Raw genomic sequence first — 25,617 nt, forward strand, 5'->3', positions numbered from 1 at the left:
ACGCCTCCTTCGTTCAGCTCTGGCTCGCCTTCGGCAGGTAGTTGTTGCCGACGATCTCGCCGAACGGACCCGACAGCGGACCGGACGACCGCACCGCACCCTTGCCCTTGATCAGCGGGAACACGAGCTCGGCGAAACGGTACGACTCCTCGAGGTGCGGATAGCCGGACAGGATGAACGTCTCGATGCCGAGATCCGCGTATTCGCGCATGCGTTCCGCGACCTGTTCGGGGTTGCCGACGAGCGCGGTACCCGCGCCGCCGCGCACGAGACCGACACCGGCCCACAGGTTGGGATACACCTCGAGCGCCTCGCGGCCGCCGCGTTTGCCGCCGTGCAGCGCGGCCATCCGGCGCTGGCCTTCCGAATCCATGTTCGCGAATGCCTTCTGCGCACGCGCGATCGTCTCGTCGTCGAGACGGCTGATCAGGCGCTCGGCATCGCGCCAGGCTTCGTCCTCGGTCTCGCGCACGATCACGTGCAGGCGGATGCCGAACTTGATCTTGCGGCCGCGCGCTTCGGCGCGGGCGCGAATGTCGGCGATCTTCTTCGCGACGGCCTCGGGCGGCTCGCCCCAGGTCAGATAGGTGTCGATGTGATCGGCGGCGATCGCGTGCGCGGCCGGCGACGATCCGCCGAACCACAACGGCGGATGCGGGCGCTGCACGGGCGGATACAGCGCCTTGCCGCCCTTCGATTGAAGGTGCTTGCCGATGTAGTCGAACCCGCCGTTGTCGTGCGATGCGGACAGCAGCCCGCGCCAGATGTTCAGGAAGTCGTCGGTGATTTCGTAGCGCGTGTCGTGGTCGGCGAACAGTCCGTCGCCTTCGAGTTCGGCGGCATCGCCACCGGTCACGACGTTGATCAGCAAACGCCCGCCCGACAGACGGTCGAACGTCGCGGCCATCCGCGCCGCGAGGCCGGGCGATGCGATGCCGGGACGCACGGCGACCAGGAACTTCAGGCGCTGCGTCGCCGGAATCAGGCTCGACGCGACGACCCACGCATCCTCGCAGGAACGGCCGGTCGGCAGCAGCACGCCTTCATAGCCGAGCGTGTCGGCCGCGACGGCGATCTGCTTGAAATAATCGTAATCCGCGGCGCGCGCGCCTTCGGCGGTGCCGAGATAACGGCTGTCGCCGTGCGTGGGAATAAACCAGAAAACATTCATCTGCTGCTCCTGCTTGACTGTTCTTGCCGGAATCTGGACAAAACGAGGCCCTGCTCGCGTCGCGAATGAGCGACGCATGCATGGTGTGCGTTCGAATCGGGATGGCTCGCCGGTCAGGCCGTGCCGCGGACGAGTACGCGATTGCACGGCTGTTTCTGGGAAATCAGTCTATGGATCGCTGCAGGGCTTTGGAACGATTTTTTTGAGCTTAGGTTTTCCGCTTTCGTGATTAGCACGACGCTCCAGCGAATATCGCGTCGGCCGGGCCCTATAATGACGCACCTATCCGAATAACTTCGCGCGGACGGCCCCGGCCGGCCGCGCCTGCAATGCACTCATCGATGCAGAAAGTCATCCTGCCGTTCCTGTCCGGCTTCCTGGCCGCCCTCTTCTTTCGCGAAGCGACGCTCGCGCTCCTGCATACGGCCGACCTGATCGCCGCCGCCGGCTTTTCCACGCAACCGTTCGCGCCGCTCGGCATTCCTGAATTTGTTGCGAACGCATTGATCAGCGCGTGCTGCGCAATTCCGATGGCGTGGCTGCTGCGCGTGACGCCGGATCGCGAGGCGCCGTGGATCGGCGCGCTGGTGTTCGGCGGCATCGTGCTGACGGCCGCCCGCGTGTTCGCGATCGATCCGCTGCGCGGCATCTGGCCGTCGGGCAACATGATGCCGGTGCTCGCCGCCGGTTTCGCAGCGAACGCGGTCTGGGGCTTCGGCGCACTCGTGTTCATGCGCGCGTTCATGTCGGACGACGCCGGCGACGAATAACGCACGTCTTGCCGCGAGGCCCCCGGGCCCACTGCCCGCCGAGGCGGATCGGCATCCTCGAATGAAAAGGCCGCCTGCACACAATGCAGGCGGCCTTTTTGCTTTTCGCGTCGAAACCGCGGCGCGTCAGTCCTTCAGATTGCGCAGCGGATGCGTGTCGGGCGTCCACGGGCTGTCGAACATCGCGAGCACGTCGGCGCGGTCGATATCGGCGATCGACTTGAAGCGCCAGGCCGGCTGATGGTCCTTGTCGACGATCAGCGCGCGCACGCCCTCGATCACGTCGCCGTGCGCGAACGTCGAACGCGTGAGGTCGAGGTCGCGCCGCAGGCAATCGGCCATCGTCGCCCCGCGCGCCCGTTCGACGACTTCGAGCGACACGGCCATCGACAGCGGCGACAGCTGGCTGCGCATCGCATGGGTCGCCTTCTCGACCCATCCGTCGACCGCGGCGCAATCCTGCTCGGCGTCGAGCGATGCGAGGATCGCGCCGATATCGGCTTGCGCGAAATGACGATCGATCCCGGCGCGCGCGTCGGCCAGCGCGGACGTGTCGGGCGTCGGCACGACCTTGTGCGACGCGGCCGCGTCGGCCACGCACGCGACGGCCTGCGCGCCGCTGTCGATGCGTGCGCTGCGCAGCGTATCGAGCAGCGCCGGCAGCGCGGCATCGGGCAGGTACACGTCGGCGAGCTGGGCATACAGTGCGCCGGCCGCGTCGAGCGTCGCGCCAGTCACCGCGAGATAGCGGCCGATCGCACCCGGCGCGCGCGCGAGGAACCAGCTCATCCCGACATCGGGGAACAGGCCGATGCGCGTTTCGGGCATCGCCATCTTCGTCGAGTCGGTGACCACACGCAGGCCGCCCGTATGCCGTGCCGCCTGCGAAATGCCCATGCCGCCGCCCATCACGACACCGTGCATCAACGCGATGTACGGTTTCGGATAGGTGAAGATCGTATGGTTGAGCGTGTATTCCTCGATGAAGAACGTGTCGACCGCATCGCGGTCGCCGCGCTGCCACGCGTCGTGGAAGAAGCGCACGTCGCCGCCCGCGCAGAACGCGCGAGGATGCGGGCTGTGCACGACGACGGCGACCACGTCGGCGTCGTCGCGCCATGCATCGAGCGCCTGCTGCATCAGCCGGATCATTCCCACCGACAGCGCATTCAGCGCCTTCGGCCGGTTCAGTTCGAGATAGCCGATGCGGTTCGCGACATATGCGCGAACGTCGGGCTGGGCGGATTCCGCGGAAGCGGAAATGGAATCGGTCATGTGAGCCATCCGGCGTATCGCAGGCGCACGCTCAGTGCGCCTGCATCTTCGAGAACAGGTTCAGCACCACGACGCCCGAGATGATCAGCCCGAGGCCGATCACGGCCGGCAGGTCCGGCACCTGGCGATAGAGCAGCATCGCGACGAGCGTGATCAGCACGATGCCGGCACCCGACCACACCGCATAGATGATGCCGACGGGCATCGTGCGCAACGTGAGGGACAGACAGTAGAACGCGATGCCGTAACCGGCCACGACAAGCGCCGACGGCCACAAGCGCGTGAAGCCGTCCGCCGCGCGCAGCGCGGACGTGCCGACCACTTCCGCGACGATCGCGATCGCGAGCCATGCGTAACCCGGAAGCTGCATCGCTCAGCTCCTTGCAAGTGCCAGCACGGCATAGTTCTGCCCAAGCTCGGCGCACAGCGCTTCGACGACGAACTCGTGATCCGCGCGCTGCGGCAGGCCCGATGCGGTGATCGAGCCGATCACGCCGGCCCCCGCGACGGTCAGCGGAAACGCGCCGCCGTGCGGCGAATATTCCGAGATCGGCAGTCCGTGCTTGTCGGCGAGCGTGGCGCCGGCCTGCTGCATGCGCAGGCCGATCGCATACGAGCTGCGGCGGAAATGCGCGACGACGTTGCGCTTGCGGCGCACCCAGTCGGCGTTGTCGGGCGTCGCACCGGCGAGCGCCGCATAGAACAGCGGCTGGCCGAACGTGACGATGTCGATCGCGATCGCATGGCCGCGCGACGTCGCGAGCGCATGCATCCGGTTGCCGAGCGCCCAGGCGCGAGCCGGGTCGAAATGGGGAAACACGAGCGCCTGTTCCTGCGCGCCGATCGATTGCAGATCGTGAGCGATGTCCATGAATCCGTCGATGCAGTAGTGAGTGTTGCAACGGCACCGACGCAATTCGCGCGCGACTCCGCTGCAGGAATGAACGACACAAGCAAACCGCTCGATTCTAGCTCACGCGCCTGCCGTACCGGCCCTGCAAGCGCCCCGCCGGCGATTGCGACGCGATTGTCAGAAAGTGCTTGCAAGCATTCTGGTTAGTCCATATAATTCATTTCTTCGACGGACGCGGGGTGGAGCAGTCTGGCAGCTCGTCGGGCTCATAACCCGAAGGTCGTAGGTTCAAATCCTACCCCCGCAACCAACGTCCCGATTCATGCAAAAAGCCCGGCTCAACGTCGGGCTTTTTGTTTTTCGGCGCCCGATTCCGCGCATCGCACGTTGCGCTTCGCGCCGCACGCCGCACGCCGCGCGCATGCGCGCGCGTTCAAGAATGCCCCGCCCCGGTGATACACTCGCATCACCTCGTCCCTTCCACTCGACATGAAATTCTGCTCCGTCTGCGGTCACGAAGTCATCGCGCGCATTCCTCAGGGCGACAACCGTGAGCGCTTCGTCTGCGATCACTGCGGCACGATCCATTACCAGAATCCGCGTAACGTGGTCGGCACGGTGCCGGTCTGGGGCGATCAGGTGCTGCTGTGCCGCCGCGCGATCGAACCGCGCTACGGCTTCTGGACGCTGCCGGCGGGCTTCATGGAGATGGGCGAGACGACGGCCGAGGCCGCCGCGCGCGAAACGCTCGAGGAGGCCGGCGCACGCGTCGAGGTGCAGAATCTGTTCACGCTGCTGAACGTGCCGCACGTGCACCAGGTCCACCTGTTCTACCTGGCGCGGCTCACCGATCCGGCTTACGAGGCCGGCGAGGAAAGCCTCGAAGTCAAGCTGTTCGACGAAGCCGACATTCCGTGGGACGAAATCGCGTTCCCGACCGTCAGCCAGACGCTGCGCTTCTTTTTCGCCGATCGCGCCGCCGGCGACTACGGCGTCCATACCGGCGATATCTTCCGCTCGCTGCGCAACGGCTGAGCCCGCGCCCCATGGTCCCCTGGCTCGGCCCGGACGATCCGTTTCCGCCCATCGAACGCGCGCTCGGTCCGGCGACCGGCGCGCCGGGGCTGCTCGCCGCGAGCGCCGACCTGCTGCCGTCGCGCCTGATCGAGGCCTACCTGCGCGGCATCTTCCCGTGGTATTCGGACGGTCAACCCGTGCTGTGGTGGAGCCCCGACCCGCGGATGGTCCTCGTGCCAGCCGAATTCAAGGTGTCCCCGTCGCTGCGCAAGACACTCCGGCGCGTGCTGCGCGACCCCGCATGGGAAGTGCGCGTCGACCACGACTTTGCGGGCGTGATGCGCGCGTGCGCGCAGGCGCCGCGTCGCGGGCAGCGCGGCACTTGGATCACGGCCGAAATCATCGACGCGTATACCTCGCTCTATCGTTCCGGCAACGCGCACAGCATCGAGACGTGGCATGACGGGCGCCGCGTCGGCGGCCTCTACGGCGTCGCGTTCGGACGAATGTTCTTCGGCGAATCGATGTACGCGGATGCCACCGATGCGTCGAAGATCGCACTGGCGACGCTCGTCGCCCATCTTCGCGAGCAGGGGCTGGAGATGATAGACTGCCAGCAGAATACGTCGCATCTAGCGTCGCTCGGCGGCCGCGAGATCGCACGCAAGGCCTTTGTCGCTCACGTGCGCCGCGCGGTAGCCGAACCGCCGATTCCGTGGCAGTTCGACAAGCGCGCGCTCGCCGCGCTGACGGGCCCTGCGGAACCGGCCGCCCCCTCCGGGATCGAGCGCTAGCGCGGCACTCCCTCCCTGCATCGAGAGCTGCCCATGACTCACCCGACTGAGCTGCCGCTTTCACCGCTTTCGGCGCTGCAATTCTATGCAACGGCGCCCTATCCGTGCAGCTATCTGGACGGCCGCGTCGCGCGCTCGCAAGTCGCGACGCCGAGCCACCTGATCAATTCCGACATCTATACCGAACTCGTGAAGGCCGGCTTCCGGCGCTCGGGCGTGTTCACCTATCGTCCATACTGCGACGGCTGCCGCGCCTGCGTGCCGGTGCGCGTGCCGGTCGGCGCGTTCACGCCGTCGCGCACGCAACGCCGGATGTGGAAGCGGCACCGCGCGCTCGTCGCGACGGTCTCGCCGCTGCACTACGACGAGGAGCACTACGCGCTCTACATGCGCTACCAGTCGGCGCGCCACGCCGGCGGCGGCATGGATCGCGACAGCCGCGACCAGTACGAGCAGTTCCTGCTGCAGAGCCGGATCAATTCGCGCCTCGTCGAATTCCGCGATCTCGACGCGCCGGGCGGCGAGCCCGGCAAGCTGCGCATGGTCAGCATGATCGACATCCTCGGCGACGGGCTGTCGTCGGTCTACACGTTCTTCGAGCCGGACGAGCAGCACACGAGCTACGGCACGTACAACATCCTGTGGCAGATCGAGCAGGCGAAGAGCCTCGGCCTGCCGTACGTGTATCTCGGCTACTGGATCCGCGAGAGCCCGAAGATGGCCTACAAGGCAAACTTCCATCCGCTGGAAGGGTTGCTCGACGGCCGCTGGAAAGTACTCGATCCGGATCGGGTCGACCTGCCGCCCGTCGACGCGGCACTCGCCCGCGCGCCGCTGCCCGGCGGACATTCCGGGTCGGGCTGACGCGAACGTCACCGGCGCGGTTGCTCGCGAGCGGCGAGCGTCCGTCCCGGTCATGAAGCGGCCGACGCGCGGCGCGGCAACCGTCGCCGCGGGCCGCTACGAAGCAAAGCCCGCCCGTGCCGCGCAACTCCCGGTAAAATAGCGGGTTGTCATTCATTCCGGCTGTCCGCCCAATTCCCGTGTTCAGTTCCCTCTATCCGCTGGCCCGCGCATCCCTGTTCAAGATGGATGCGGAAGACGCTCACCACCTCACGCTGCGCGCGCTCGGCGCGGCCGGCCGCACGGGCCTCGCCTGCGCGCTGTCGTCCCGCGTGCCCGATGCGCCGCGCACCGTGATGGGGCTCACGTTCCGCAATCCGGTCGGCCTCGCCGCCGGCCTCGACAAGGACGGCGCGGCCATCGACGGCCTCGCGGCGCTCGGCTTCGGCTTCATCGAGGTCGGCACGGTCACGCCGCGCCCGCAGCCGGGCAACCCGCGCCCGCGGATGTTCCGTCTGCCGCAGGCGGAAGCGCTGATCAACCGGATGGGCTTCAACAACCACGGCGTCGACCAGTTCGTGAAGAACGTCCAGGCGGCCCGCTATCGCGGCATCCTCGGCCTGAACATCGGCAAGAATGCCGACACGCCGATCGAACGCGCGGCGGAAGACTATCTTTACTGCCTCGAGCGCGTGTATCCGTTCGCGAGCTACGTGACGATCAACATTTCGTCGCCGAACACGAAGAACCTGCGCCAGTTGCAGGGCGCGGGCGAGCTCGATGCGCTGCTCGCCGCGCTGAAGGACAAGCAGCAGCGCCTCGCCGACCTGCACGGCAAGCTCGTGCCGCTCGCGCTGAAGATCGCGCCCGATCTCGACGACGAACAGGTCAAGGAAATCGCCGACACGCTGCTGCGCCACAAGATCGAAGCGGTCATCGCCACCAACACGACGCTGTCGCGCGCAGCCGTGCAGGGCCTGCCGCACGCGGACGAGGCCGGCGGCCTGTCGGGCCGCCCGGTATTCGACGCATCGAACGAAGTGATCCGCAAGCTGCATGCCGAAGTCGGCAGCGCGGTGCCGATCATCGGCGTCGGCGGCATCTTCTCGGGCGAGGACGCACGCGCGAAGCTCGCGGCCGGCGCGTCGCTCGTCCAGCTGTACACGGGCTTCATCTATCGCGGCCCCGCGCTCGTCGCCGAATGCGTGAAGGCGATCGCGCGCGATCGCGCCGCGTAATATAGCCATAAACAAACGATATTTAGCGGCCGATTGTATTTTTGCTATGATCGGCCTCACATCCAGAATCAAGCGCCCCGCTGGGGCAAGGAAGCCCACACGATGAAAATTTCGCTGCTGAAGAAGCTGCTGGTCGCCGGCCTGATCGGTACGTCGTTCGCTGCCGCCACCGCGCATGCGGCCGACCTCCTCGACCAGGTGAAGCAACGCGGCACGCTGCGCGTCGGCCTCGAAGGTACGTTCCCGCCGTTCAACTCGAAGAACCCGCAAGGCGAACTCGTCGGCTTCGACGTCGACATCGCGAAGGCCGTCGCCGCGAAGCTCGGCGTCAAGGCCGAGTTCGTGACGACCGAATGGAGCGGCATCATCGCGGGCCTGCAGGCCGGCAAGTTCGACGTGATCGCCAACCAGGTCGGCATCACCGACAAGCGCAAGGAAACGCTCGACTTCTCGCCCGCGTACACGTACTCGTCCGCGCAGCTGATCCAGCGCAAGGACGACACGCGCGAGTTCAAGTCGCTCGAGGACCTGAAGGGCAAGAAGCTCGGCGTCGCGCTCGGCACGAACTACATGGACATGGCGAAGTCGGTGCCCGGCGTCGACGTGAAGACGTACCCGGGCGCGCCCGAGTACCTGCGCGACCTCGCGGCCGGCCGTCTCGACGCAGCGCTGAACGACCGCCTGATGCTCGCGTACCTGACGAAGAACTCGCAGCTGCCGCTGCGCCCGGGCGCGAACGTCGGCTCGGCGAACCCGTCGGGCATCCCGTTCAAGAAGGGCAACCCGAAGTTCCAGAAGGCGATCGACGACGCGATGACGCAACTCGCAGCCGACGGCACGTTCACGAAGATCTCGGACAAGTGGTTCGGCATCGACGTGACGAAGCCGATCAAGTAAGCACGCCTCTGTTTCCCGCCTGACGGCGGGCCGGAAAGGGCGGCATCCGAAACGATGCCGCCCTTTGTTTTATCGGTCCGGTTTATGATTGCGCTTTCGCGCACGCATTCGCTTCGTATTCCATGTCGACAACGTCCCTGCTCGTCCAATCGCTGCCAGTGCTCGCCCAGGGTGCCGTGCTGACCGTCAAGTTCGCCGTGCTGTCGATGGTGTTCGGCCTGCTCGGCGCCGTCGTGCTCGCGATGATGGGCATCCGGCAAAGCGAGGCGCTCGAAGGCTTCGAACGCATCTGGGTCAACGCACTCGCGTGGCTCGCGCGCGCATACGTGAGCCTGATGCGCGGCACGCCGCTGCTCGTGCAGATCTTCGTCATCTATTACGGGCTGCCGAGCCTCGGCATCTCGCTCGATCCGACGCCCGCCGGCGTGATCGCGCTGTCCGCGAACGTCGCCGCCTACATGTCGGAGAGCATGCGCGGCGCGATCAACGGGATTGCCCGCGGCCAATGGCTGGCCGCATACAGCCTCGGGCTGTCGTGGGGGCAGACGCTGCGCTACGTGATCGGGCCGCAGGCATTGCGCATCGCGGTGCCGAGCCTGTCGAACAGCCTGATCAGCCTGATCAAGGACACGTCGCTCGTGTCGGTGATCACCGTGACCGAACTGCTGCGCAGCGCGCAGGAAATGATCGCGGCGACCTACCAGCCGCTGCCGCTGTATCTGGCCGCCGCCGCTGTCTACTGGGTGCTGTGCCAGATCCTCGAATGGGTCCAGCGCTGGTACGAAAAGCGCCTGTCGCTGCCCGCGCGGCACTGAGCGCGGCATCTCCCGCCGGGCCGCGGTCGCGCGCCCGGCGCCCGCCTTCCCTTCCTTCCCGCCTATTCGCCCGAATAGCGCACGCCGAGTGCCGCACGTGCTGCGTCGGTCATCGCGATCATCCGGCGCGAGTGGTCGTGCGTCATGATCGGGCTCTCGCGTTCGCCCGCGCGCAACAAGTCGCAGAAATGCGCGGTCTCGCAGTTCAGGCCGCCGCCTTCGACCGGTGCATCGAGTTCGACCGTGCGCCCGTCCGCATAGCGGATCGTCGCCCGCGCGGGGTTCCACCACTTCTCGTGAATCGTCACGTGCCCGCCTGCGGCGGCGATCAGCGCGTCACCGCGTCCCATCACGTCGAGCCCGCAAAAGAGCTGCGCGATGCCGCCGTTCGCGTGACGGCTGTTCAGGCTCGCGAACACGTCGACACCCGTCGCGCCGATACGGCCGAGCGTCTGCACGTCGACTGCCGCGCCGAGCCAGTCGACCGCGAGAAACGCTTCGTAGATCCCGATATCGAGCAGCGCGCCGCCGGCGCGGTCGAGTCGATAGACCGAATGATCGTCCGGCACCGACGACGATGCGCAGCCCGCGCGCACGAGCCGGATTTCGCCGATCGGGTCGTCGTGCAGGTGCGCGCGCAACTGACGATACAACGGAAAGAACGGCGGCTTCATCGCTTCCATGAAGAGCCGTCCGGCAGCGCGTGCCGCATCCAGCACGGCGTCGAGTTGCGTCGCGTTCAGCGTCGCGGGTTTTTCGCACAGCACGGCCTTGCCGGCGGCAAGCGCCGCTTGCGCGTAATGCGCGTGACTGTCGTGGAGCGTCGCGATATAGATCGCGTCGATGTCGCTCGCGAGGAGCGCGTCGAGGCTGGCGGCAGGCGTGCCGCCGCAGCTGTCGCAGAAAGCGGTTGCCGCGTCGGCGCGGCGTGCCCATACGCCGGCGAGCGTGGCACACGGCACGTGAGCGAGGCTTTGCGCGAATCGGCGTGCGATGCTGCCTGCGCCGACGATGCCGAAGCGCACCGGGCGGTTGTCGAGGTCGTTCATCCGGATCTTCCGTGTCGGTCGTATGACGGGGGCCGGCACGCTGCCGGCCGGCCGTCATGATAAACGGCTCGCCGGCGCACGGATAAGCGACGCGCGCCGATTCAGGCGCGCACGGGCACGTCGACGGAGAAATCGCGCGAAATCTCGTCGGCGCTGAAATCGATCAGCGCGAGCGATGCCGCTTCGGCTTCGCGCGGATCGCGGCGTTCGATCGCGTCGACGACGCGCGCATGCGCCTTCACCGCGACGTCGTGCGCACCGTCCTTCTGCGCGACGCGCGGATTCACGAGACGCACCGCACCGCGCACGATGGCCGCCATCTGCTGGAAGAACTGGTTGCCGCTTGCCTGAACGATCCGCGTGTGCAGCAGCTCGTCCGCCGTGTCGTATCCGGGGTCGCCCGGTTGCAACACCTTGAACGCTTCGAATGCCTCGCGAATGCCCGCGATGTCGACCGCCGTCGCACGAACGGCCGCCTGCGCGGTCGCGCGCGGTTCGATCAGCATCCGGAATTCGATGACGTCGCGCATGAACTGCGGATCCGGCTTCGCACGAAACCGCCAGCTCACCACGTCTTCATCGATCATGCGCCAGTCGCGCATCGGTCGAACGCGCGTACCGACTTTCGGACGCACGTCGAGCATGTCGCGCGCAAGCAACATCGACAATGCTTCGCGCATCACCGTCCGGCTCACGTCGAACTCTTTCGACAGCACGTCCTGCGGCGGCAAAATGCCGCCGTACTTGTCCTCGACGATACCCGCGACAAGCCCATCCATCACTTTGGCGACCAGTGACCGGTCTTTGCCCTGCTCCATGACACCTCCCCGTGCGTCGATTTGCGAACACCTGCTCCGCAGTTCCGCCGGCCCTGGTTACGACTGTTCTTATGATCTATAAGTTGATGAGTTCGGGGATATTTCGCTATCTGGTAAACACCTGACAGGGTTATCCCTCTTTTTGACGTGGTGATTTATACGGCTTCAAAAAAAGCCCGGGAAGCGCGCTGCGCTTGCCGGGCCGGGCTTTCCGTCGAGTTTGAACATGCAATCCATTACGGCATCCTGACGCGGACTGCTTCTCATTCAGTTTCGATTAATCGGGATAAACGATCGTCTCAACGCCGTTTTCCGTGCCGAGCAGACACAGATTTGCGCCGCGCTCGGCGAACAGGCCAACCGTCACGACGCCCGGCCATGCGTTGACCTGCGCTTCGAAACCGCGCGGATCGACGATCTGCAGCCCCTTCACGTCGATGATTTCGTTGCCGTTGTCGGTGATGTACGGCGTGCCGTCCTTCGTCACGCGCAGCACCGGCACGCCGCCCAGCGCGGTCACGCGCCGGCCGATCGCCGTGCGCGCCATCGGCACGACTTCGATCGGCAGCGGGAATGCGCCGAGCACCGGCACGCGCTTGCTGCCATCCGCGATGCAGACGAACGTATCGGCCACCGACGCGACGATCTTCTCGCGCGTCAGCGCACCGCCGCCGCCCTTGATCATCGCGCCGCTTGCGTCGATCTCGTCGGCACCGTCGACGTACACCTGCAGCGATTCGACCTCGTTCAGGTCGAACACCTTGATGCCGTGGGACTTGAGGCGTTCGGTCGTCGCGATGGAGCTCGACACGGCGCCGCGGTAGCGCGATTTGACGGCCGCGAGCGCGTCGATGAAGCAGTTGGCGGTCGAGCCGGTGCCGACGCCGATCACGGCACCTTCCGGCACGTTCTGGATCACATAATCGGCGGCTGCCTGGCCGACCAGGCGTTTGAGTTCGTCTTGAGTCATGGGGTGGGAATACAGCGGGATTGCGGAAAACCGGCAGTTTACCGGACTCGGATGGCGATCCGGGCTTTTTCGGCGCGTATTGCGGCGCCTCGCGCGCCGATCGATCGTCAGGGCGTGCCGGGGAAATACTTGTCGAGCAACGCTTGCGCGATCGCATCGGTCCCGGCGTCCGGGTTGCCCGCATAGTCGGATGGCCGGAAATGCATCTGAAACGCCGCGAATACGCGTTGCGTGCGCGTGTCGAGCACGCCGTCGGTTGCCACGTCATAGCCGTAGCGTGCAAGCTTCAGCTGCAATTCCCGCACGTCGACGAGCGCGTGCGGATCGCGGCCGCCCAGTCGCGCGGCCACGGTCGCATCGTCCGGCCACGCGCCGACGCCGGCTTGCGCGAGCGCATGCCACGGGAACAGCGGTCCCGGATCGATCTTGCGTTGTGGCGCGATGTCGCTGTGCCCGACCACGCGCGTTGGCGGAATTCCGTAGCGCGCGACGATGTCCTTCGACAGGCGGATCAGCGCATCGACCTGTTCGGGCGGATACGGCTGCCACGTGCGGTTTTGCGGATCGAGCGGGCCGCGATTCACGTTCTCGATGCCGATCGACGCCGCGTTGAGCTCGGTCGTACCCTGCCATTCGCTGATACCCGCATGCCATGCGCGTTTCGATTCGGGAACGAGCTGGTAAACGACCGGCATCCCGTGTTCGACGCGTGGTTGCGGCGGCACGACGTAGTGCGCGCTGACCGAGTCGCCCGTCAGCGTGCGCAGCGATTTCGCTTCGTCGCTTTCGGTGTAATGCATCACGAGAAAGCGGATCCGCGAATCGGCGCCGTGCGCTTGCAGGCTCGTATCGGCGTAGTAGGTGCCGCGCCCGACCAGCGACGGCGATGTGCAGGCGGCCAGCAGGCCGAGGATGGCGCAGGATGCGCCGAGGCGAAACAGGGTCATGGTCCGCGAGTTCCGGGAGCCGCGTGCCGCGCGCAGTCGCGGCACGCGTCGTTCGGGTCGTGACGGCCCGCGCATCGCGCGAGGCCGCGTGCGTCAGCCCGTGTCAGCCCTTCACGCGCCGCTGCCGCACCGCTTCGTACAGGCACACGCCGCTCGCGACCGACACGTTCAGGCTTTCGACGCTGCCGGCCATCGGGATGCTCATCACTTCATCGCAGGTGTCGCGCGTGAGCCGGCGCATGCCTTCGCCCTCCGCACCCATGACGATGGCGACGGGGCCGTCGAGCTTCGTGTCGTACAGCGTGCCCGGCGCCTCGTCCGACGTGCCGATGATCCACACGCCTGCCTCCTTCAGCTCGCGCAGCGCGCGGGCGAGGTTCGTCACCGTGATGTACGGCACCGTGTCGGCCGCGCCGCTCGCGACCTTCGCCGCGGTCGCGTTCAGGCCGACCGCGCGGTCACGCGGCGCGATCACCGCATGCGCGCCGGCCGAATCGGCGACGCGCAGGCATGCGCCGAGGTTGTGCGGATCGGTGACGCCGTCGAGCACCAGCAGCAGCGCCGGGCCCTGGATGCCGTCGAGCAGCTCGGACAGGTTCTGCGCGAGCGGAACGTCCTCGACGCGCGCGACGACGCCCTGATGGCGCTCGGTATGCGCGAGGCCCCACAGGCGGGTTTCGTCGGCTGCGATCAGCCGCACGCCCGCTTCCTTCGCGGCGTGCAGGAAGTCCTGCATGCGGCGGTCGCGGCGCGTCTGGTCGTACAGCACCTCCGCAACCGTCGACGCATCGTGCCGCAAACGTGCGGTCACCGCGTGAAAACCGTAAAGAACCTTCAGACGTGACATGACTGGAACAACCTTCGATCAAACGTGCGGCCGCGCGATGGGCGCAGCCGCGATTCATGGAAAAGGAAAGCGCCGCGTTGCCGGCCGGTGACCGGTAGAACGCGGCGTCTCTCGATACTGCAGGGGCGTGTGCATGCACCGCCCCGAACGCTCAATACTTCTTGCGGGCGTGAACCTTCTTCGCGGCCGTCTTCGCCGCCACGCCGCCCTTCTTCTTCGCGGCACGCGCGGCACGCGCCTCCTTCACCGCGACGGTCGGCGCGCTCGCCGCCTTCTTGCGACGCGGCGCGGCTTCCTCCACCGGCGGCAACGAGCGCACGCGCGGGCCACCGCGATCGTTTCCGTTACCGGCCACAGCCGGCGCCGGTACCGTACGCGGCGCCTTCACCGGCGTGTCGCGCACGAGGCGGAAATCGATCTTGCGCGCGTCGAGATCGACGCGGCTCACCTGCACGCGCACACGATCAGACAGGCGATAGCGGATACCGGTGCGCTCGCCGCGCAGCTCGTTCTTGATCTCGTCGTACTGGAAGTAGTCCGAGCCGAGTTCCGTGACGTGCACGAGCCCTTCGATGAACAGCGTATCGAGCTGCACGAAGATGCCGAACGACGTGACGCCGTTCACCATTCCGCCGTACTCCTCGCCGAGCTTGTCGCGCATGAAGTAGCACTTGAGCCAGGCCTCGACGTCGCGCGACGCTTCGTCGGCACGGCGCTCGTTCGCCGAGCAGTGCAGGCCGAGTTCTTCCCAGATCGCGGTGTTCGATCGCGAACGGCCGCGCGCTTCGTCGTCGGCCTGCTGCATCGCGCGGGCGCGCGGCGACAGCGCGGTGTTCAGCTCGAAGCCTTCCGGTGCCTTCGGCACGTACTTCTTGCCCGACAGGATCGAGTAGATCGCGCGGTGCGTGAGCAGGTCGGGATAGCGGCGGATCGGGCTCGTGAAGTGCGCGTACGCCTCATACGCGAGACCGAAGTGACCGATGTTGTCCGGACTGTAGACGGCCTGCTGCATCGAGCGCAGCAGCATCGGCTGCAGCATCTGCGCGTCGGGCCGGTCGCGGATCTGCGCCATCAGCGCGGCGTAGTCGCTCGCATGCGGCTTTTCGCCGCCGCCGAGCGACAGGCCCATGCCGCGCAGGAACGCGCGCAGGTTCTCGAGCTTCTCCGGCGTCGGGCCCGCATGCACGCGGTACAGGCCCGGGTGCTTGTTGCGCTTCAGGAAGTCGGCCGCGCAGACGTTCGCGGCCAGCATGCATTCCTCGATCAGCTTGTGCGCATCGTTGCGCTGACGCGGCACGATCTGTTCGATCTTGCCCTGCGAGTTGCAGACGATGTACGTCTCGGTCGTGTCGAAGTCGATCGCGCCGCGCTTCTGGCGGGCGGCGAACAGCGCCTTGTAGACGCCGTACAGATCCTGCAGGTGCGGCAGCAGGTCCGCGCGGCGCGCGGCCTCCGGCCCCTTCGTGTTCGACAGCACGGCGGCGACTTCGGTGTACGTCAGGCGCGCAGCCGAATGGATCACGGCCGGGTAGAACTGGTACGCCTTGATCTCGCCGCGCGCCGTAATCACCATGTCGCACGCGAGCACGCAGCGGTCGACCTGCGGATTCAGCGAGCACAGCCCGTTCGACAGCTTCTCCGGCAGCATCGGGATCACGCGGCGCGGGAAATAGACCGACGTGCTGCGTTCCAGTGCGTCGGCATCGAGGCCGTTGCCCGGCTGCACGTAGTGCGACACGTCGGCGATCGCGACGATCAGGCGGTAGCCGTCGCCGCGACCGACCTTGGTCGGCTCGCAGTAGACGGCATCGTCGAAGTCGCGGGCGTCCTCGCCGTCGATCGTCACGAGCGGCACGTCGCGCAGATCGACGCGGAACCGCAGGTCGGCCGGCCGCACCTTGTCGGGCAGCGCGGCGGCTTCATCGAGCGCCGGCTGGCTGAATTCATGCGGCACGCCGTACTTGCGCACCGCGATCTCGATTTCCATGCCCGGATCGTCGATGTCGCCGAGCACTTCGACGACGCGGCCGAGCGGTTGCGAATGGCGGCTCGGGAAATCGGTCAATTCGACGACGACGACCTGCCCGACCTTTGCCTTCTTCACGTTCTGCGTGATCAGGATGTCGTGGCCGATGCGCTTGTCTTCGGGTGCGACGATCAGCGCGCCGTTCTCGTTGAGCAGGCGGCCGATCACGCGCTTGTTCGCGCGCTCGGTGACTTCGACGACATGGCCTTCCGGGCGGCCGCGGCGATCGTAGCCGACGATCCGCGCGAGCACGCGGTCGTTGTGCATGACCTTCTGCATTTCGCCGTTCGGCAGGAACAGGTCGTCCTGGCCGTCGTCGCGGATCACGAACCCGTAGCCGTCGCGATGCCCCTGCACGCGGCCGGCGACGAAATTCGACGGATGGGTAAGCTGATAGTGGCCGCGCTTGTCGAGGCGGATCTGGCCGTCGCGTTCCATCGCGGCGACACGCCGGAAGAACCCTTCGCGCTCCTGGCGTTTGATCGACAACGCTTCGGCGATGTCGTTGGCTGCCAGCGGCGCGTCGCTCGTACGCAGCACGCCGAGAATTTCTTCACGGCTCGGAATGGGGTACGGATATTTGCTCAAGGGTTTGTCGATGATTGTTCTCGTTGCGTTGACTGATGGTGCACGGCATCAACATAGAAGTGTCCGTCAGACAGTTCTATAGTGACGGCGGCGGATCATTCTATCACCCGCCTGTGCCGCCAAATGACGCGAATGCCGCGTGCGGGCGCCGCAGCGGCCGGTTTGCGGTGCATCGCAAAAAAGTGTTGACACGATTAATTGGGGCGCTATAATTTCGCTTCTTTGCAGCAAGCAGCTACTGCAAAACGTGCCCAGGTGGCGGAATTGGTAGACGCACTAGGTTCAGGTCCTAGCGGTGGCAACATCGTGGAGGTTCGAGTCCTCTCCTGGGCACCATCTGTTTTTGAAAAGGTCGGCTTTATGCCGGCCTTTTTTCATTTCAAGCCTCGCATTACGCGCGCTGGCCGCGCCATATGCCCGTCACGCCGATCGATAGCAGAATTGATCGGTGATCGATTGCCCTCCCCGTTGGTACGTTAGCCGCTTTGCTTTCAACGAATCCGGCGAGGAACACGATCCATGACGTCGATGCATCCGCCGCAGGTTCGCATGTGCGATGCCGGCCGCCGGCATCGCGGCGCACGCCGAGAATTCGCCATACACGCTGCGCATCGGTCGACACGAATCCCGCCGTGAGGATTCCGTAGTCCCGCAGAACGTCGGCGAGCAGCAGAAGAACGCCGATACGTTTCGCGCAGCTGGTTTGCTGCAGACCTGCGTCGACACAGCTGATGCGCTGCGCAGGAATTTCACGGCAACGCGTGCGATTCCGATCTGCGCGCGACGCCCTGAATATGCGACGCGCGAAATTTTTATGGCCGTCGCACAAATTGTATTGACAGACTTTCAAGACACGCTAGAATAGCGGTCTTCGCATCGCAGCAAGCGAAACGTGCCCAGGTGGCGGAATTGGTAGACGCACTAGGTTCAGGTCCTAGCGGTGGCAACACCGTGGAGGTTCGAGTCCTCTCCTGGGCACCACTTATTTAAGAAAGGCCGGCTTTTAGCCGGCCTTTTTCTTTTTCAGGCGCAAAGCGCTGCGCTTGCAAGCGCAGCGCGGGGCACGCGCCCGCGTTACCAAGCCCCCTCCGCTTTCCAGAAACGGGCGGCCTATCCCGGCCTTCTGCCATCTCCGACTCAAGCAACGACGCGGAATCGGGCGCGCGAATTTCGAGATGCCCGGCGAACTCGATGGATACGCGACGCACACCTCGCCCCTTCACCGATTCAGCAGCCGAACGCTCCATCAAGACCCGCCCGGCTGTCGACGTCAGGCGCCGTTCCAGCGTTTCGCGGCAATCGCGACACGCTCGCCCAGCACTTCCGCAGTCTTGCGATCGCTCTCGAGAATCGCATCGCCGCCCTCGTCCGCATTTGCCTGCGCCATCGCACCGAGAAACGACCCGAGCCGATTCAGATCGTTGACCGAACCCGCACTGCTGTTGTTGCCGGGCATCAGGCCGAGGCTGACCCACAACATCTGATGCTGGGCAGCGAAGACCGCCAGTTGTTGCAGCGTCGACAGCTTGTCGCCGCTTTGCGAAGCCGACACCGTGAAACCGGCCGCCAGCTTGTCACGCCACTTGCCCCAATGCTTCGACGATGCGTCCATGAAGCCCTTGAACTGAGCGGACGCACTGCCCATGTAGGTCGGCGAGCCAAAGATGATCGCCTTCGCATCGCGCTCCAGGTACTCCCAGTGTTCGTCGATCGCGTCGACGGGGATCAACTTGACTGACGCGCCGTCGACTTTCTCGACGCCGCGAGCAACTGCGTCCGCAATAACGGCTGCGTGGCCGTAGCCGCTGTGAAAAACCACTGCAATTTCAGACATGACGAACTCCTTGACGCGGACCGTTCCGCAATAAACGTTACCGTTACGGTAACATAAAAAGTCGCGATACAAGCGACTTCACCCACAGGTGCCGCACGCGCCATTGCGTGTCGGCGTTGCGCGATGCACACGGCCCGCCGGGCCAGCGGGCAATCGTTGCGATTGCATCCTGTAGCCGCGGGGGCAGCCCGCACGACAGGATGTCGTCGAGAATAATTTCTCCGGCGACAAACGTGAATGCGCATTCAGGAAATTCGCTCGATCCTTTCCGGCAGTAATTCCTCGCGCCGGCATCGACGGGTCAATGTGTTCAGACGCGACGAACCAGGCGCGCCCTTTTTCTCACCGATCCAAACGATCGCGCAAAAATCTGTTGACACGCCCTTCAGTCACGCTATAATTGCGGTCTTTCGCGATGCAGCAAAGCGAAACGTGCCCAGGTGGCGGAATTGGTAGACGCACTAGGTTCAGGTCCTAGCGGTGGCAACATCGTGGAGGTTCGAGTCCTCTCCTGGGCACCATCTGTTTTTGAAAAGGTCGGCTTTATGCCGGCCTTTTTTCATTTCCGGCTCCAGAATCCCTGCGGGCGCGCTTTCGCCGCGGCCGCAGCGCAACTCCCCCAGCCCGCCAACACGCACCGAGTGCCGAATCCACGCCCGCCCTCGTGCGCGGCGACAATCACTTCGCCACCCGTGATTCGCCTCACCCTTGCCCACCAGCATCCATCCCCACCCAGAGGCAAAACCGGGATTTCCCTAGGCTGACACGCCGCCGCTCACGCGGTTAAATAAATCAACGTGATTTATTTAATGCGTCGCAACCGACGCGCCCATGGAAGGAGACGCCATGAGAAGCCCGCACATCGGCCAGGGAAGCAACTCGGCCAACGTGCGCCGTTACAACGAGCGCCTGCTGTTGAAGACGCTGCGCCGTGCGGGTAGCGCATCGAAGGCCGACCTCGCCCGTCTCGCGAACATGACGGGCACGGCGGTCGGCAGCATCATCGCGTCGCTCGCCGATGCGAAGCTGATCGCGTTCGCCGGCCGCACCGAAGGCCAGCGCGGCCAGCCGGCATCGCTGATCCGCCTCGATCCGCGCGGCGCGTTCGGCATCGGCGTCCATCTCGACCGGATGCGCATCGAGACGGCGCTCGTCAATTTCGCGGGCGACGTGCTCGGCCGCCGCTCCCACGACATGCTGCTCCCCCCGCCCGCCGACGTGCTCGACATCGTGCGACGCGACATCGATGCGATGCAGGATCTGCTTCCCGCGCATGAGCGCGCGCGCCTGGCGGGCGTCGGCGTCGCGCAGCCGTACAACCTCGGCGCATGGATGCGCGAGCTCGGCCTCGCGCCCGACACGTTCCGCGCATGGGAAGACGTCGACTTCGCGAGCGACCTCGGGCGCACGCTGTCGCTGCCCGTGTTCGGCGAAAACGACGGCAACGCGGCCGCGATCGCCGAACTGTTCTACGGGTACGGCCGGCAGTGCGACGACTTCGTCTACCTGTTCATCGGTCCGGCGATCGGCGGCGGCATCGCGATCGACGGCGACTGCCTGCGCGGCGTGACCGGCAATGCCGGCGACATCGCCGTGATTCCCGTCCCGCCGAGCCGGCTGGCCTCGGCGCCGCCGCCGCGCGGCCCGTGGGACATCCTGCTCGCCCGCGCATCGCTGCATGCGCTCGTGCGCCACCTGCGCCATCACGGCGAGACGGTCGAGAACCGCGCCGATCTCGAAGCCTGCATCGCGCGCGGCCTGCCGGCGGTCGACGAATGGATCGACGACTGCGTCGACGCACTCGCCCCGGCATTGCGCGCGGTGCTGTGCGTCGTCGATGCGCCGGTGGTCGTGCTCGATGCCGATACCGACGCCGGCCTGCTCGATGCGCTGACGACCCGCCTGCGCGCGGCGCTCGTCGCCACCGCGCCGGAAGCCCGCGGCACGCCGACGCTCGTGCGCGGCACGTTCGGCGCCGACGCCGGCGCGATCGGCGCCGCGACGCTGCCGATGTTCTTCAACTTCTCCCCGCGGGCCGGCATCCTCAAGGGCGCCCGCACCGAATCGCAGGAGGTCAACCATGTCGCGTTCTGAGTCGCCCCGGCCGCTGCTCGAGATGCGCCGGATCAGCAAGACGTTCCCGGCCGTGCGCGCGCTCGACAACGTCAGCCTGACCGTCTATCCGGGCGAGATCCACTCGCTGATGGGCGAGAACGGCGCGGGCAAATCGACGCTGATGAAGATCCTGTCGGGTGCGTACCGCGCCGACGCCGGCGGCGAAATCCTGATCGACGGCGAGCGCATCGACGTCGACGGTCCGCTTGCCGCGCGCGATGCGGGCGTCGCGGTGATCTACCAGGAGCTGTGCCTCGCGCCGAACCTGACGGTGGCGGAAAACATCTACGTCGGCCGCGAACTGCGGCGCGGCAACCGGCGCTGGGGCACCATCGACCGCGCGGCGATGGCGCGCGGCTGCCAGGACGTGCTCACGCGTCTCGGCGCCCCGTTCGGGCCCGACACGCTCGTCGGCACGCTGTCGATCGCCGAGCAGCAACTCGTCGAAATCGCGCGCGCCGTGCACACCCGCGCACGCATCCTCGTGATGGACGAACCGACGACACCGCTGTCGTCGCGCGAGACCGAGCATTTGTTCGGCCTGATCCGCCAGCTGCGCGAGGAAGGTCTCGCGATCATCTACATCAGCCACCGGATGGCCGAGATCTATGAATTGTCCGACCGCGTGTCGGTGCTGCGCGACGGATCGTACGTCGGCACGCTCGAGCGCGAATCGCTGTCGGCCGAGCGGCTCGTCGCGATGATGGTGGGCCGCGATATCTCCGGCTTCTACAAGAAGGAACATGCGCCGTACGACCCCGGCCACCTGCTGCTGTCGGTACGCGACATCGCCGACGGCGACCGCGTGCGCGGCTGCAGCCTCGACCTGCATGCGGGCGAGGTGCTCGGCATCGCCGGGCTCGTCGGCGCAGGCCGCACCGAACTTGCGCGGCTGATCTTCGGCGCGGAACCGCGCACGCGCGGCGACGTGAAGCTGGGCGATCGGACGTTCGGCGCCCATTCGCCGCGCGACGCGATCGACGCGGGCCTCGTCTACCTGACGGAAGACCGCAAGCGCCAGGGCCTGTTCCTGGACATGAGCGTGCACGACAACATCAACATCTCCGTGTGCAACCGCGACGCCCGGCTCGGCGCGCTCGATCTCGCACGCGGCGCCGAACGCGCGCGCGACGCGATCGCCTCGCTGTCGATCCGCGTGCCGAACGCGAACGTGAACGTCGGCGCGCTGTCGGGCGGCAACCAGCAGAAAGTGCTGCTGTCGCGCCTGCTCGAGACGAAGCCGCGCGTGCTGATCCTCGACGAACCGACGCGCGGCGTCGACATCGGCGCGAAATCCGAGATCTACCGGATCATCAACGAACTGGCCCGTGCGGGCGTCGGCGTGATCGTGATCTCGAGCGAGCTGCCGGAAATCATCGGTGTCGCCGATCGCGTGCTCGTGATGCGCGAAGGCGAGATCGCCGGCCAACTCGGCGGCCACATGCACACACCCATCACGCAGGAAGCGATCATCGCGCTCGCCACCGGCTCGCAGGCCGAACTCGCCGACGCGCACTGACCACGGCCCCTTCATCTCCCTCTTACGTCCAGGTACCGACATGATCAATCCGACCAAGCAGCGGAACCTCGCTTCCGCGACGGCCCATCCGGTGGCCAACCGTACGCCGCTGATGCGCGGCGCCGATCATCGCGCGCGCATGCAATCGCTGATGCGCACCGCCGGCATGCTGCCGGTGCTGCTGGTTCTGTGCATCGGCTTCGGATTCCTGACCGATGGCTTCTTCACGCTGCAGAACCTGTCGATCGTCACGCAGCAGGCCTCGATCAACATCGTGCTCGCCGCCGGCATGACTTTCGTGATCCTCACGGGCGGCATCGACCTGTCGGTCGGTTCGGTGCTCGCCGCATCGGCCGTCGCCGCGCTGCTCGCGTCGACCATCCCCGGCTGGGGCTGGCTCGGCGTGCCGATCGCGCTCGCGGTCGGCCTCGTGTTCGGCGCGATCAACGGCGGCCTGATCTCGTTCCTGCGCCTGCCGCCGTTCATCGTCACGCTCGGCGCGATGACCGCCGTGCGCGGGGTCGCCCGCCTGATCGGCAACGACACGACCGTCTTCAACCCGCAACTGCCGTTCGCGTTCATCGGCAACGGCACGATCCTCGGCGTGCCCTGGCTCGTTGTGATCGCGTGCGCGGTGATCGCGCTGTCCTGGTTCATCCTGCGCCGCACGGTGCTCGGGATGCGGATCTATTCGGTCGGCGGCAACCCCGAAGCCGCGCGCCTGTCGGGCATCAATGTGCGGGCGATCCAGCTGTTCGTGTATGCCGCGTCGGGTCTGCTCGCGGGGCTCGGCGCGGTGATGTCGGCCGCGCGGCTCTATGCGGCCAACGGCCTGCAGCTCGGCCAGTCGTACGAACTCGATGCGATCGCCGCGGTGATCCTCGGCGGCACGAGCTTCGTCGGCGGCGTCGGCTCGATCGTCGGCACGCTGATCGGTGCGCTGATCATCGCGGTTCTGACCAACGGTCTCGTGCTGCTCGGCGTGTCCGACATCTGGCAATACATCATCAAGGGGCTCGTGATCATCGGCGCCGTCGCGCTCGACCGCTATCGCCAGCGCGACTCGGCCCGTACCTGACACGCACTCCTCACCATTCAACCATCAGGGCGCAGGCAGGTCCTCCTGCGCCCGTCCGCCAACGGACCTTCCGGAGACACAACGACATGTTCAAGCACAAAGCCGCCCTGACCGCCATCGCCTGCGCGCTCGCCTTCGGCGCCGCCGCCGCCCACGCAGCCGACAAGCCGCTGAAATCGATCGGCGTCACGGTCGGGTCGCTCGGCAACCCGTACTTCGTCACGATCGTGAAGGGCGCCGAAGCACGCGCCAAACAGCTCAACCCGAACGCGAAGGTCACCGCGGTTTCCGCCGATTACGACCTGAACAAGCAGTTCACCCAGATCGACAACTTCATCTCCGCACACGTCGACATGATCCTGCTCAACGCGACCGATCCGAAGGCGATCGAGCCGGCGGTGAAGAAGGCGCAGGCGGCCGGCATCACGGTCGTCGCGGTGGACGTCGCGGCAGCCGGCGCGAATGCGACCGTGCAGACCAACAACGTGAAGGCCGGCGAGCTGGCGTGCGACTACCTCGCGAAGAAGCTCAGCGGCAAGGGCAACGTGATCATCGAGAACGGCCCGCAGGTGTCGGCCGTGATCGATCGCGTGAACGGCTGCAAGGCCGTGCTCGCGAAAAACCCCGGCATCAAGCTGCTGTCGAGCGACCAGGACGGCAAGGGCTCGCGCGAAGGCGGGATGAACGCGATGCAGGGCTACCTGACGCGCTTTCCGAAGCTCGACGGCGTGTTCACGATCAACGACCCGCAGGCGATCGGCAGCGACCTCGCGGCGAAGCAGCTGAATCGCCCGAACATCGTGATCACGTCGGTCGACGGCGCGCCGGACATCGAGGTGGCGCTGAAGTCCAACACGCTCGTGCAGGCGTCGTCGAGCCAGGACCCGTGGGCGATGGCGCAACAGGCCGTCAACGTCGGCTACGGGATCATGAACGGCCAGAAGCCGGCCAATCCGATGATCCTGATCGAGCCGACGCTCGTCACGCGCGACAATGTGAAGGGCTACAAGGGCTGGAGCAGCCCGCGCTGATCGCGCGACGCCACCCGCGATCCCGGGCGGTGCCGGGCCACGCCGCCGTATCGCCGCGCGCGGCGCCCGGCCCTGCCCGTCCGCTCACCTCAACCGCTGCACCGCCGCGCGACACGCCACGGCACAAGGTTTCGACATGACGACGTTCCCCCGCCTGATCGTATTCGGCGAAGCGCTGACCGATTTCATCCGCGACGACGCGCAGCACTGGCGCAGCGTCGCCGGCGGCTCGTGCTGGAACGTGGCGCGCGTCGGCGCGCGGCTCGGCGTGCCGACCGCCTTCGCCGGCACGGTCAGCCGCGACATCTTCGGCGACGAATTGATGCGCAGGAGCGCCGATGCCGGGCTCGACCCGCGCTTCATCCGGCAGATCGATCGTGCGCCGCTGCTCGCGATGGTCGTGTCGAAACAGCCGCCCGACTATTTCTTCATCGGCGAAAACAGCGCCGATCTCGCGTTCGATCCGGCCGACTTGCCCGACGGCGCGCTCGACGCGGCCGAGATCGTGCACGTCGGCTCGCTCGGCGTCGTGCGCGAGCCGCTTGCATCGCGCCTGATCGACGTCGTGCAGGCTGCACGCGCCGCCGGCAAACGAATCTCGTTCGATCCGAACTATCGCGCGCCGATGGCCGCGCCGTCGTATCGCGCCACCCTGCGGCGGCTGGCAAGTCTCGCCGACTGGATCAAGGTCTCCGACGAAGATCTGCGCGGCCTGTTCCCCGAACGCGACGAAGCCGCCGCGCTCGCGCAATTGCGCGCGTGGGCACCCGATGCGAGCGTGCTCGTCACGCGCGGCGCGGCCGGGATGCAGCTCCTGCATCGCGATTCCGCGCTGTTCCAACCGGCGTTCGCGACCGAGGTCGCCGATACCGTCGGCTGCGGCGACGCCAGCATCGGTGGCTGGCTCGCCAGCCAGCTCACGCGCCCCGGCGCATCGGCCGCCGATCATCTGCGCTATGCGGCCGCCTGCGCGGCGGTCGCCTGTGCGCATGCGGGCGCGTATGCGCCGACGGCTGCCGAGGTGGCAGAGGTGATGGCCCACCCCGCGACCGCCGAAGCGGCCGACGCCGCGCTATCGCACTAGGCGACACCGGAACGCGCGGGACGGCGCGTTCGCTCCTC

The 25,617-nt window shown here is 66.5% G+C and carries 25 protein-coding genes and 4 tRNA genes; 17 read left to right on the top strand and 12 right to left on the bottom strand.

What is annotated here, in order from left to right:
• Positions 1–13 precede the first annotated feature (13 nt).
• The gene (gene ssuD, locus WS46_RS22190; RefSeq protein WP_059691778.1) at positions 14–1,171 is read right to left on the bottom strand and encodes an FMNH2-dependent alkanesulfonate monooxygenase; all 1,158 of its coding nucleotides are present in this window, start codon (positions 1,169–1,171) and stop codon (positions 14–16) included.
• A gap of 341 nt (positions 1,172–1,512) precedes the next feature.
• On the opposite strand from ssuD, the gene WS46_RS22195 reads away from it, so the two are divergent.
• Positions 1,513–1,941, top strand: a complete 429-nt coding sequence (locus WS46_RS22195; RefSeq protein ID WP_059524561.1) for a hypothetical protein — start codon at positions 1,513–1,515, stop codon at positions 1,939–1,941.
• A gap of 126 nt (positions 1,942–2,067) precedes the next feature.
• Here the strand turns inward: WS46_RS22195 and WS46_RS22200 are convergent, their stop codons facing one another.
• The 3 genes from WS46_RS22200 to WS46_RS22210 are packed head-to-tail and all read right to left on the bottom strand — an operon-like array spanning position 2,068 to position 4,087.
• Entirely contained in the window at positions 2,068–3,216 is a 1,149-nt protein-coding gene (locus WS46_RS22200) for an enoyl-CoA hydratase/isomerase family protein (protein ID WP_059691779.1), read from the bottom strand.
• 31 nt (positions 3,217–3,247) lie between these two features.
• Complete coding sequence (locus WS46_RS22205) at positions 3,248–3,586, bottom strand: multidrug efflux SMR transporter (protein ID WP_059691780.1); 339 nt, start codon at positions 3,584–3,586, stop codon at positions 3,248–3,250.
• Positions 3,587–3,589: 3 nt separating this feature from the next.
• Positions 3,590–4,087 carry a heme-degrading domain-containing protein gene (locus WS46_RS22210; RefSeq protein ID WP_059524536.1) on the bottom strand — a complete coding sequence of 166 codons (498 nt, stop codon included), beginning with the start codon at positions 4,085–4,087 and terminating at the stop codon, positions 3,590–3,592.
• Positions 4,088–4,302: 215 nt separating this feature from the next.
• Between WS46_RS22210 and WS46_RS22215 the strand changes: the two genes are divergently transcribed.
• From WS46_RS22215 to WS46_RS22245, 7 genes are all read left to right on the top strand, one after another.
• A tRNA-Met gene (locus WS46_RS22215) sits at positions 4,303–4,379 on the top strand.
• Positions 4,380–4,558: 179 nt separating this feature from the next.
• The gene (locus WS46_RS22220; RefSeq protein WP_059532907.1) at positions 4,559–5,104 is read left to right on the top strand and encodes an NUDIX hydrolase; all 546 of its coding nucleotides are present in this window, start codon (positions 4,559–4,561) and stop codon (positions 5,102–5,104) included.
• Positions 5,105–5,115: 11 nt separating this feature from the next.
• Positions 5,116–5,880 carry a leucyl/phenylalanyl-tRNA--protein transferase gene (gene aat, locus WS46_RS22225; protein ID WP_059691781.1) on the top strand — a complete coding sequence of 255 codons (765 nt, stop codon included), beginning with the start codon at positions 5,116–5,118 and terminating at the stop codon, positions 5,878–5,880.
• 33 nt (positions 5,881–5,913) lie between these two features.
• Positions 5,914–6,744 carry an arginyltransferase gene (locus WS46_RS22230; RefSeq protein ID WP_059532913.1) on the top strand — a complete coding sequence of 277 codons (831 nt, stop codon included), beginning with the start codon at positions 5,914–5,916 and terminating at the stop codon, positions 6,742–6,744.
• Positions 6,745–6,923: 179 nt separating this feature from the next.
• On the top strand, positions 6,924–7,961 hold the full coding sequence (locus WS46_RS22235) for a quinone-dependent dihydroorotate dehydrogenase (RefSeq protein WP_059532916.1): 1,038 nt from the start codon (positions 6,924–6,926) through the stop codon (positions 7,959–7,961).
• A gap of 102 nt (positions 7,962–8,063) precedes the next feature.
• Entirely contained in the window at positions 8,064–8,858 is a 795-nt protein-coding gene (locus tag WS46_RS22240) for a cystine ABC transporter substrate-binding protein (protein ID WP_059691782.1), read from the top strand.
• Positions 8,859–8,980: 122 nt separating this feature from the next.
• Positions 8,981–9,673: an amino acid ABC transporter permease gene (locus WS46_RS22245; protein ID WP_009695834.1), complete on the top strand. Its 693-nt coding sequence runs from the start codon at positions 8,981–8,983 to the stop codon at positions 9,671–9,673.
• A gap of 62 nt (positions 9,674–9,735) precedes the next feature.
• On the opposite strand, the gene WS46_RS22250 is transcribed toward WS46_RS22245, so the two are convergent.
• The 6 genes from WS46_RS22250 to rnr all read right to left on the bottom strand — a co-directional run bounded on the left by WS46_RS22250 (position 9,736) and on the right by rnr (position 16,918).
• Positions 9,736–10,722, bottom strand: coding sequence for a Gfo/Idh/MocA family protein (locus tag WS46_RS22250; protein ID WP_059691783.1), 987 nt, complete (start codon positions 10,720–10,722; stop codon positions 9,736–9,738).
• Between the two features lie 101 nt (positions 10,723–10,823).
• Positions 10,824–11,540, bottom strand: a complete 717-nt coding sequence (locus tag WS46_RS22255; RefSeq protein ID WP_059691784.1) for a FadR/GntR family transcriptional regulator — start codon at positions 11,538–11,540, stop codon at positions 10,824–10,826.
• 277 nt (positions 11,541–11,817) lie between these two features.
• Positions 11,818–12,510, bottom strand: coding sequence for a ribose-5-phosphate isomerase RpiA (rpiA, locus tag WS46_RS22260; RefSeq protein WP_059691785.1), 693 nt, complete (start codon positions 12,508–12,510; stop codon positions 11,818–11,820).
• A 107-nt stretch (positions 12,511–12,617) separates the two neighbouring features.
• Positions 12,618–13,457 carry an N-acetylmuramoyl-L-alanine amidase gene (locus WS46_RS22265; RefSeq protein WP_059691786.1) on the bottom strand — a complete coding sequence of 280 codons (840 nt, stop codon included), beginning with the start codon at positions 13,455–13,457 and terminating at the stop codon, positions 12,618–12,620.
• 103 nt (positions 13,458–13,560) lie between these two features.
• The gene (gene rlmB, locus WS46_RS22270) at positions 13,561–14,304 is read right to left on the bottom strand and encodes a 23S rRNA (guanosine(2251)-2'-O)-methyltransferase RlmB (protein WP_059467602.1); all 744 of its coding nucleotides are present in this window, start codon (positions 14,302–14,304) and stop codon (positions 13,561–13,563) included.
• A gap of 151 nt (positions 14,305–14,455) precedes the next feature.
• Positions 14,456–16,918, bottom strand: coding sequence for a ribonuclease R (rnr, locus tag WS46_RS22275; RefSeq protein ID WP_059691787.1), 2,463 nt, complete (start codon positions 16,916–16,918; stop codon positions 14,456–14,458).
• A 249-nt stretch (positions 16,919–17,167) separates the two neighbouring features.
• Between rnr and WS46_RS22280 the strand changes: the two genes are divergently transcribed.
• The 3 genes from WS46_RS22280 (at position 17,168) to WS46_RS22290 (ending at position 17,899) form a co-directional block, all read left to right on the top strand.
• A tRNA-Leu gene (locus WS46_RS22280) sits at positions 17,168–17,254 on the top strand.
• 220 nt (positions 17,255–17,474) lie between these two features.
• Positions 17,475–17,783 carry a hypothetical protein gene (locus tag WS46_RS22285; RefSeq protein ID WP_059691788.1) on the top strand — a complete coding sequence of 103 codons (309 nt, stop codon included), beginning with the start codon at positions 17,475–17,477 and terminating at the stop codon, positions 17,781–17,783.
• 29 nt (positions 17,784–17,812) lie between these two features.
• Positions 17,813–17,899 (top strand) — tRNA-Leu (locus WS46_RS22290).
• Positions 17,900–17,904: 5 nt separating this feature from the next.
• Here WS46_RS22290 and WS46_RS35575 read toward each other — a convergent pair.
• Entirely contained in the window at positions 17,905–18,165 is a 261-nt protein-coding gene (locus WS46_RS35575) for a hypothetical protein (RefSeq protein WP_156443170.1), read from the bottom strand.
• Between the two features lie 23 nt (positions 18,166–18,188).
• Positions 18,189–18,752: a flavodoxin family protein gene (locus WS46_RS22295; protein ID WP_059532936.1), complete on the bottom strand. Its 564-nt coding sequence runs from the start codon at positions 18,750–18,752 to the stop codon at positions 18,189–18,191.
• Between the two features lie 434 nt (positions 18,753–19,186).
• Here WS46_RS22295 and WS46_RS22300 point away from each other — a divergent pair.
• From WS46_RS22300 to WS46_RS22325, 6 genes are all read left to right on the top strand, one after another.
• A tRNA-Leu gene (locus tag WS46_RS22300) sits at positions 19,187–19,273 on the top strand.
• 325 nt (positions 19,274–19,598) lie between these two features.
• Entirely contained in the window at positions 19,599–20,846 is a 1,248-nt protein-coding gene (locus WS46_RS22305) for an ROK family protein (protein WP_059691837.1), read from the top strand.
• Positions 20,833–22,386, top strand: coding sequence for a sugar ABC transporter ATP-binding protein (locus WS46_RS22310; RefSeq protein ID WP_059691789.1), 1,554 nt, complete (start codon positions 20,833–20,835; stop codon positions 22,384–22,386). The genes WS46_RS22305 and WS46_RS22310 overlap by 14 nt, the downstream gene beginning before the upstream one ends.
• 40 nt (positions 22,387–22,426) lie before the next feature.
• Positions 22,427–23,464 carry a ribose ABC transporter permease gene (locus tag WS46_RS22315; RefSeq protein WP_059532942.1) on the top strand — a complete coding sequence of 346 codons (1,038 nt, stop codon included), beginning with the start codon at positions 22,427–22,429 and terminating at the stop codon, positions 23,462–23,464.
• Between the two features lie 86 nt (positions 23,465–23,550).
• The gene (locus tag WS46_RS22320; protein ID WP_059532945.1) at positions 23,551–24,495 is read left to right on the top strand and encodes an ABC transporter substrate-binding protein; all 945 of its coding nucleotides are present in this window, start codon (positions 23,551–23,553) and stop codon (positions 24,493–24,495) included.
• Positions 24,496–24,631: 136 nt separating this feature from the next.
• Entirely contained in the window at positions 24,632–25,579 is a 948-nt protein-coding gene (locus WS46_RS22325) for a carbohydrate kinase (protein ID WP_059691790.1), read from the top strand.
• Positions 25,580–25,617 lie beyond the last annotated feature (38 nt).

The organism is Burkholderia sp. RF4-BP95 (assembly GCF_001521985.1).
Taxonomy (GTDB): domain Bacteria; phylum Pseudomonadota; class Gammaproteobacteria; order Burkholderiales; family Burkholderiaceae; genus Burkholderia; species Burkholderia diffusa.

Excerpts from the sequence above, each read along its gene's own strand:
- ssuD (WP_059691778.1), bottom strand. The coding sequence starts at position 1,171 with ATGAATGTTTTCTGGTTTATTCCCACGCACGGCGACAGCCGTTATCTC.
- WS46_RS22195 (WP_059524561.1), top strand. The coding sequence starts at position 1,513 with ATGCAGAAAGTCATCCTGCCGTTCCTGTCCGGCTTCCTGGCCGCCCTC.
- WS46_RS22200 (WP_059691779.1), bottom strand. The coding sequence starts at position 3,216 with ATGACCGATTCCATTTCCGCTTCCGCGGAATCCGCCCAGCCCGACGTT.
- WS46_RS22205 (WP_059691780.1), bottom strand. The coding sequence starts at position 3,586 with ATGCAGCTTCCGGGTTACGCATGGCTCGCGATCGCGATCGTCGCGGAA.
- WS46_RS22210 (WP_059524536.1), bottom strand. The coding sequence starts at position 4,087 with ATGGACATCGCTCACGATCTGCAATCGATCGGCGCGCAGGAACAGGCG.
- WS46_RS22220 (WP_059532907.1), top strand. The coding sequence starts at position 4,559 with ATGAAATTCTGCTCCGTCTGCGGTCACGAAGTCATCGCGCGCATTCCT.
- aat (WP_059691781.1), top strand. The coding sequence starts at position 5,116 with ATGGTCCCCTGGCTCGGCCCGGACGATCCGTTTCCGCCCATCGAACGC.
- WS46_RS22230 (WP_059532913.1), top strand. The coding sequence starts at position 5,914 with ATGACTCACCCGACTGAGCTGCCGCTTTCACCGCTTTCGGCGCTGCAA.
- WS46_RS22240 (WP_059691782.1), top strand. The coding sequence starts at position 8,064 with ATGAAAATTTCGCTGCTGAAGAAGCTGCTGGTCGCCGGCCTGATCGGT.
- WS46_RS22245 (WP_009695834.1), top strand. The coding sequence starts at position 8,981 with ATGTCGACAACGTCCCTGCTCGTCCAATCGCTGCCAGTGCTCGCCCAG.
- WS46_RS22250 (WP_059691783.1), bottom strand. The coding sequence starts at position 10,722 with ATGAACGACCTCGACAACCGCCCGGTGCGCTTCGGCATCGTCGGCGCA.
- WS46_RS22255 (WP_059691784.1), bottom strand. The coding sequence starts at position 11,540 with ATGGAGCAGGGCAAAGACCGGTCACTGGTCGCCAAAGTGATGGATGGG.
- rpiA (WP_059691785.1), bottom strand. The coding sequence starts at position 12,510 with ATGACTCAAGACGAACTCAAACGCCTGGTCGGCCAGGCAGCCGCCGAT.
- WS46_RS22265 (WP_059691786.1), bottom strand. The coding sequence starts at position 13,457 with ATGACCCTGTTTCGCCTCGGCGCATCCTGCGCCATCCTCGGCCTGCTG.
- rlmB (WP_059467602.1), bottom strand. The coding sequence starts at position 14,304 with ATGTCACGTCTGAAGGTTCTTTACGGTTTTCACGCGGTGACCGCACGT.
- WS46_RS22285 (WP_059691788.1), top strand. The coding sequence starts at position 17,475 with ATGCCGGCCGCCGGCATCGCGGCGCACGCCGAGAATTCGCCATACACG.
- WS46_RS35575 (WP_156443170.1), bottom strand. The coding sequence starts at position 18,165 with ATGGAGCGTTCGGCTGCTGAATCGGTGAAGGGGCGAGGTGTGCGTCGC.
- WS46_RS22295 (WP_059532936.1), bottom strand. The coding sequence starts at position 18,752 with ATGTCTGAAATTGCAGTGGTTTTTCACAGCGGCTACGGCCACGCAGCC.
- WS46_RS22305 (WP_059691837.1), top strand. The coding sequence starts at position 19,599 with ATGAGAAGCCCGCACATCGGCCAGGGAAGCAACTCGGCCAACGTGCGC.
- WS46_RS22310 (WP_059691789.1), top strand. The coding sequence starts at position 20,833 with ATGTCGCGTTCTGAGTCGCCCCGGCCGCTGCTCGAGATGCGCCGGATC.
- WS46_RS22315 (WP_059532942.1), top strand. The coding sequence starts at position 22,427 with ATGATCAATCCGACCAAGCAGCGGAACCTCGCTTCCGCGACGGCCCAT.
- WS46_RS22320 (WP_059532945.1), top strand. The coding sequence starts at position 23,551 with ATGTTCAAGCACAAAGCCGCCCTGACCGCCATCGCCTGCGCGCTCGCC.
- WS46_RS22325 (WP_059691790.1), top strand. The coding sequence starts at position 24,632 with ATGACGACGTTCCCCCGCCTGATCGTATTCGGCGAAGCGCTGACCGAT.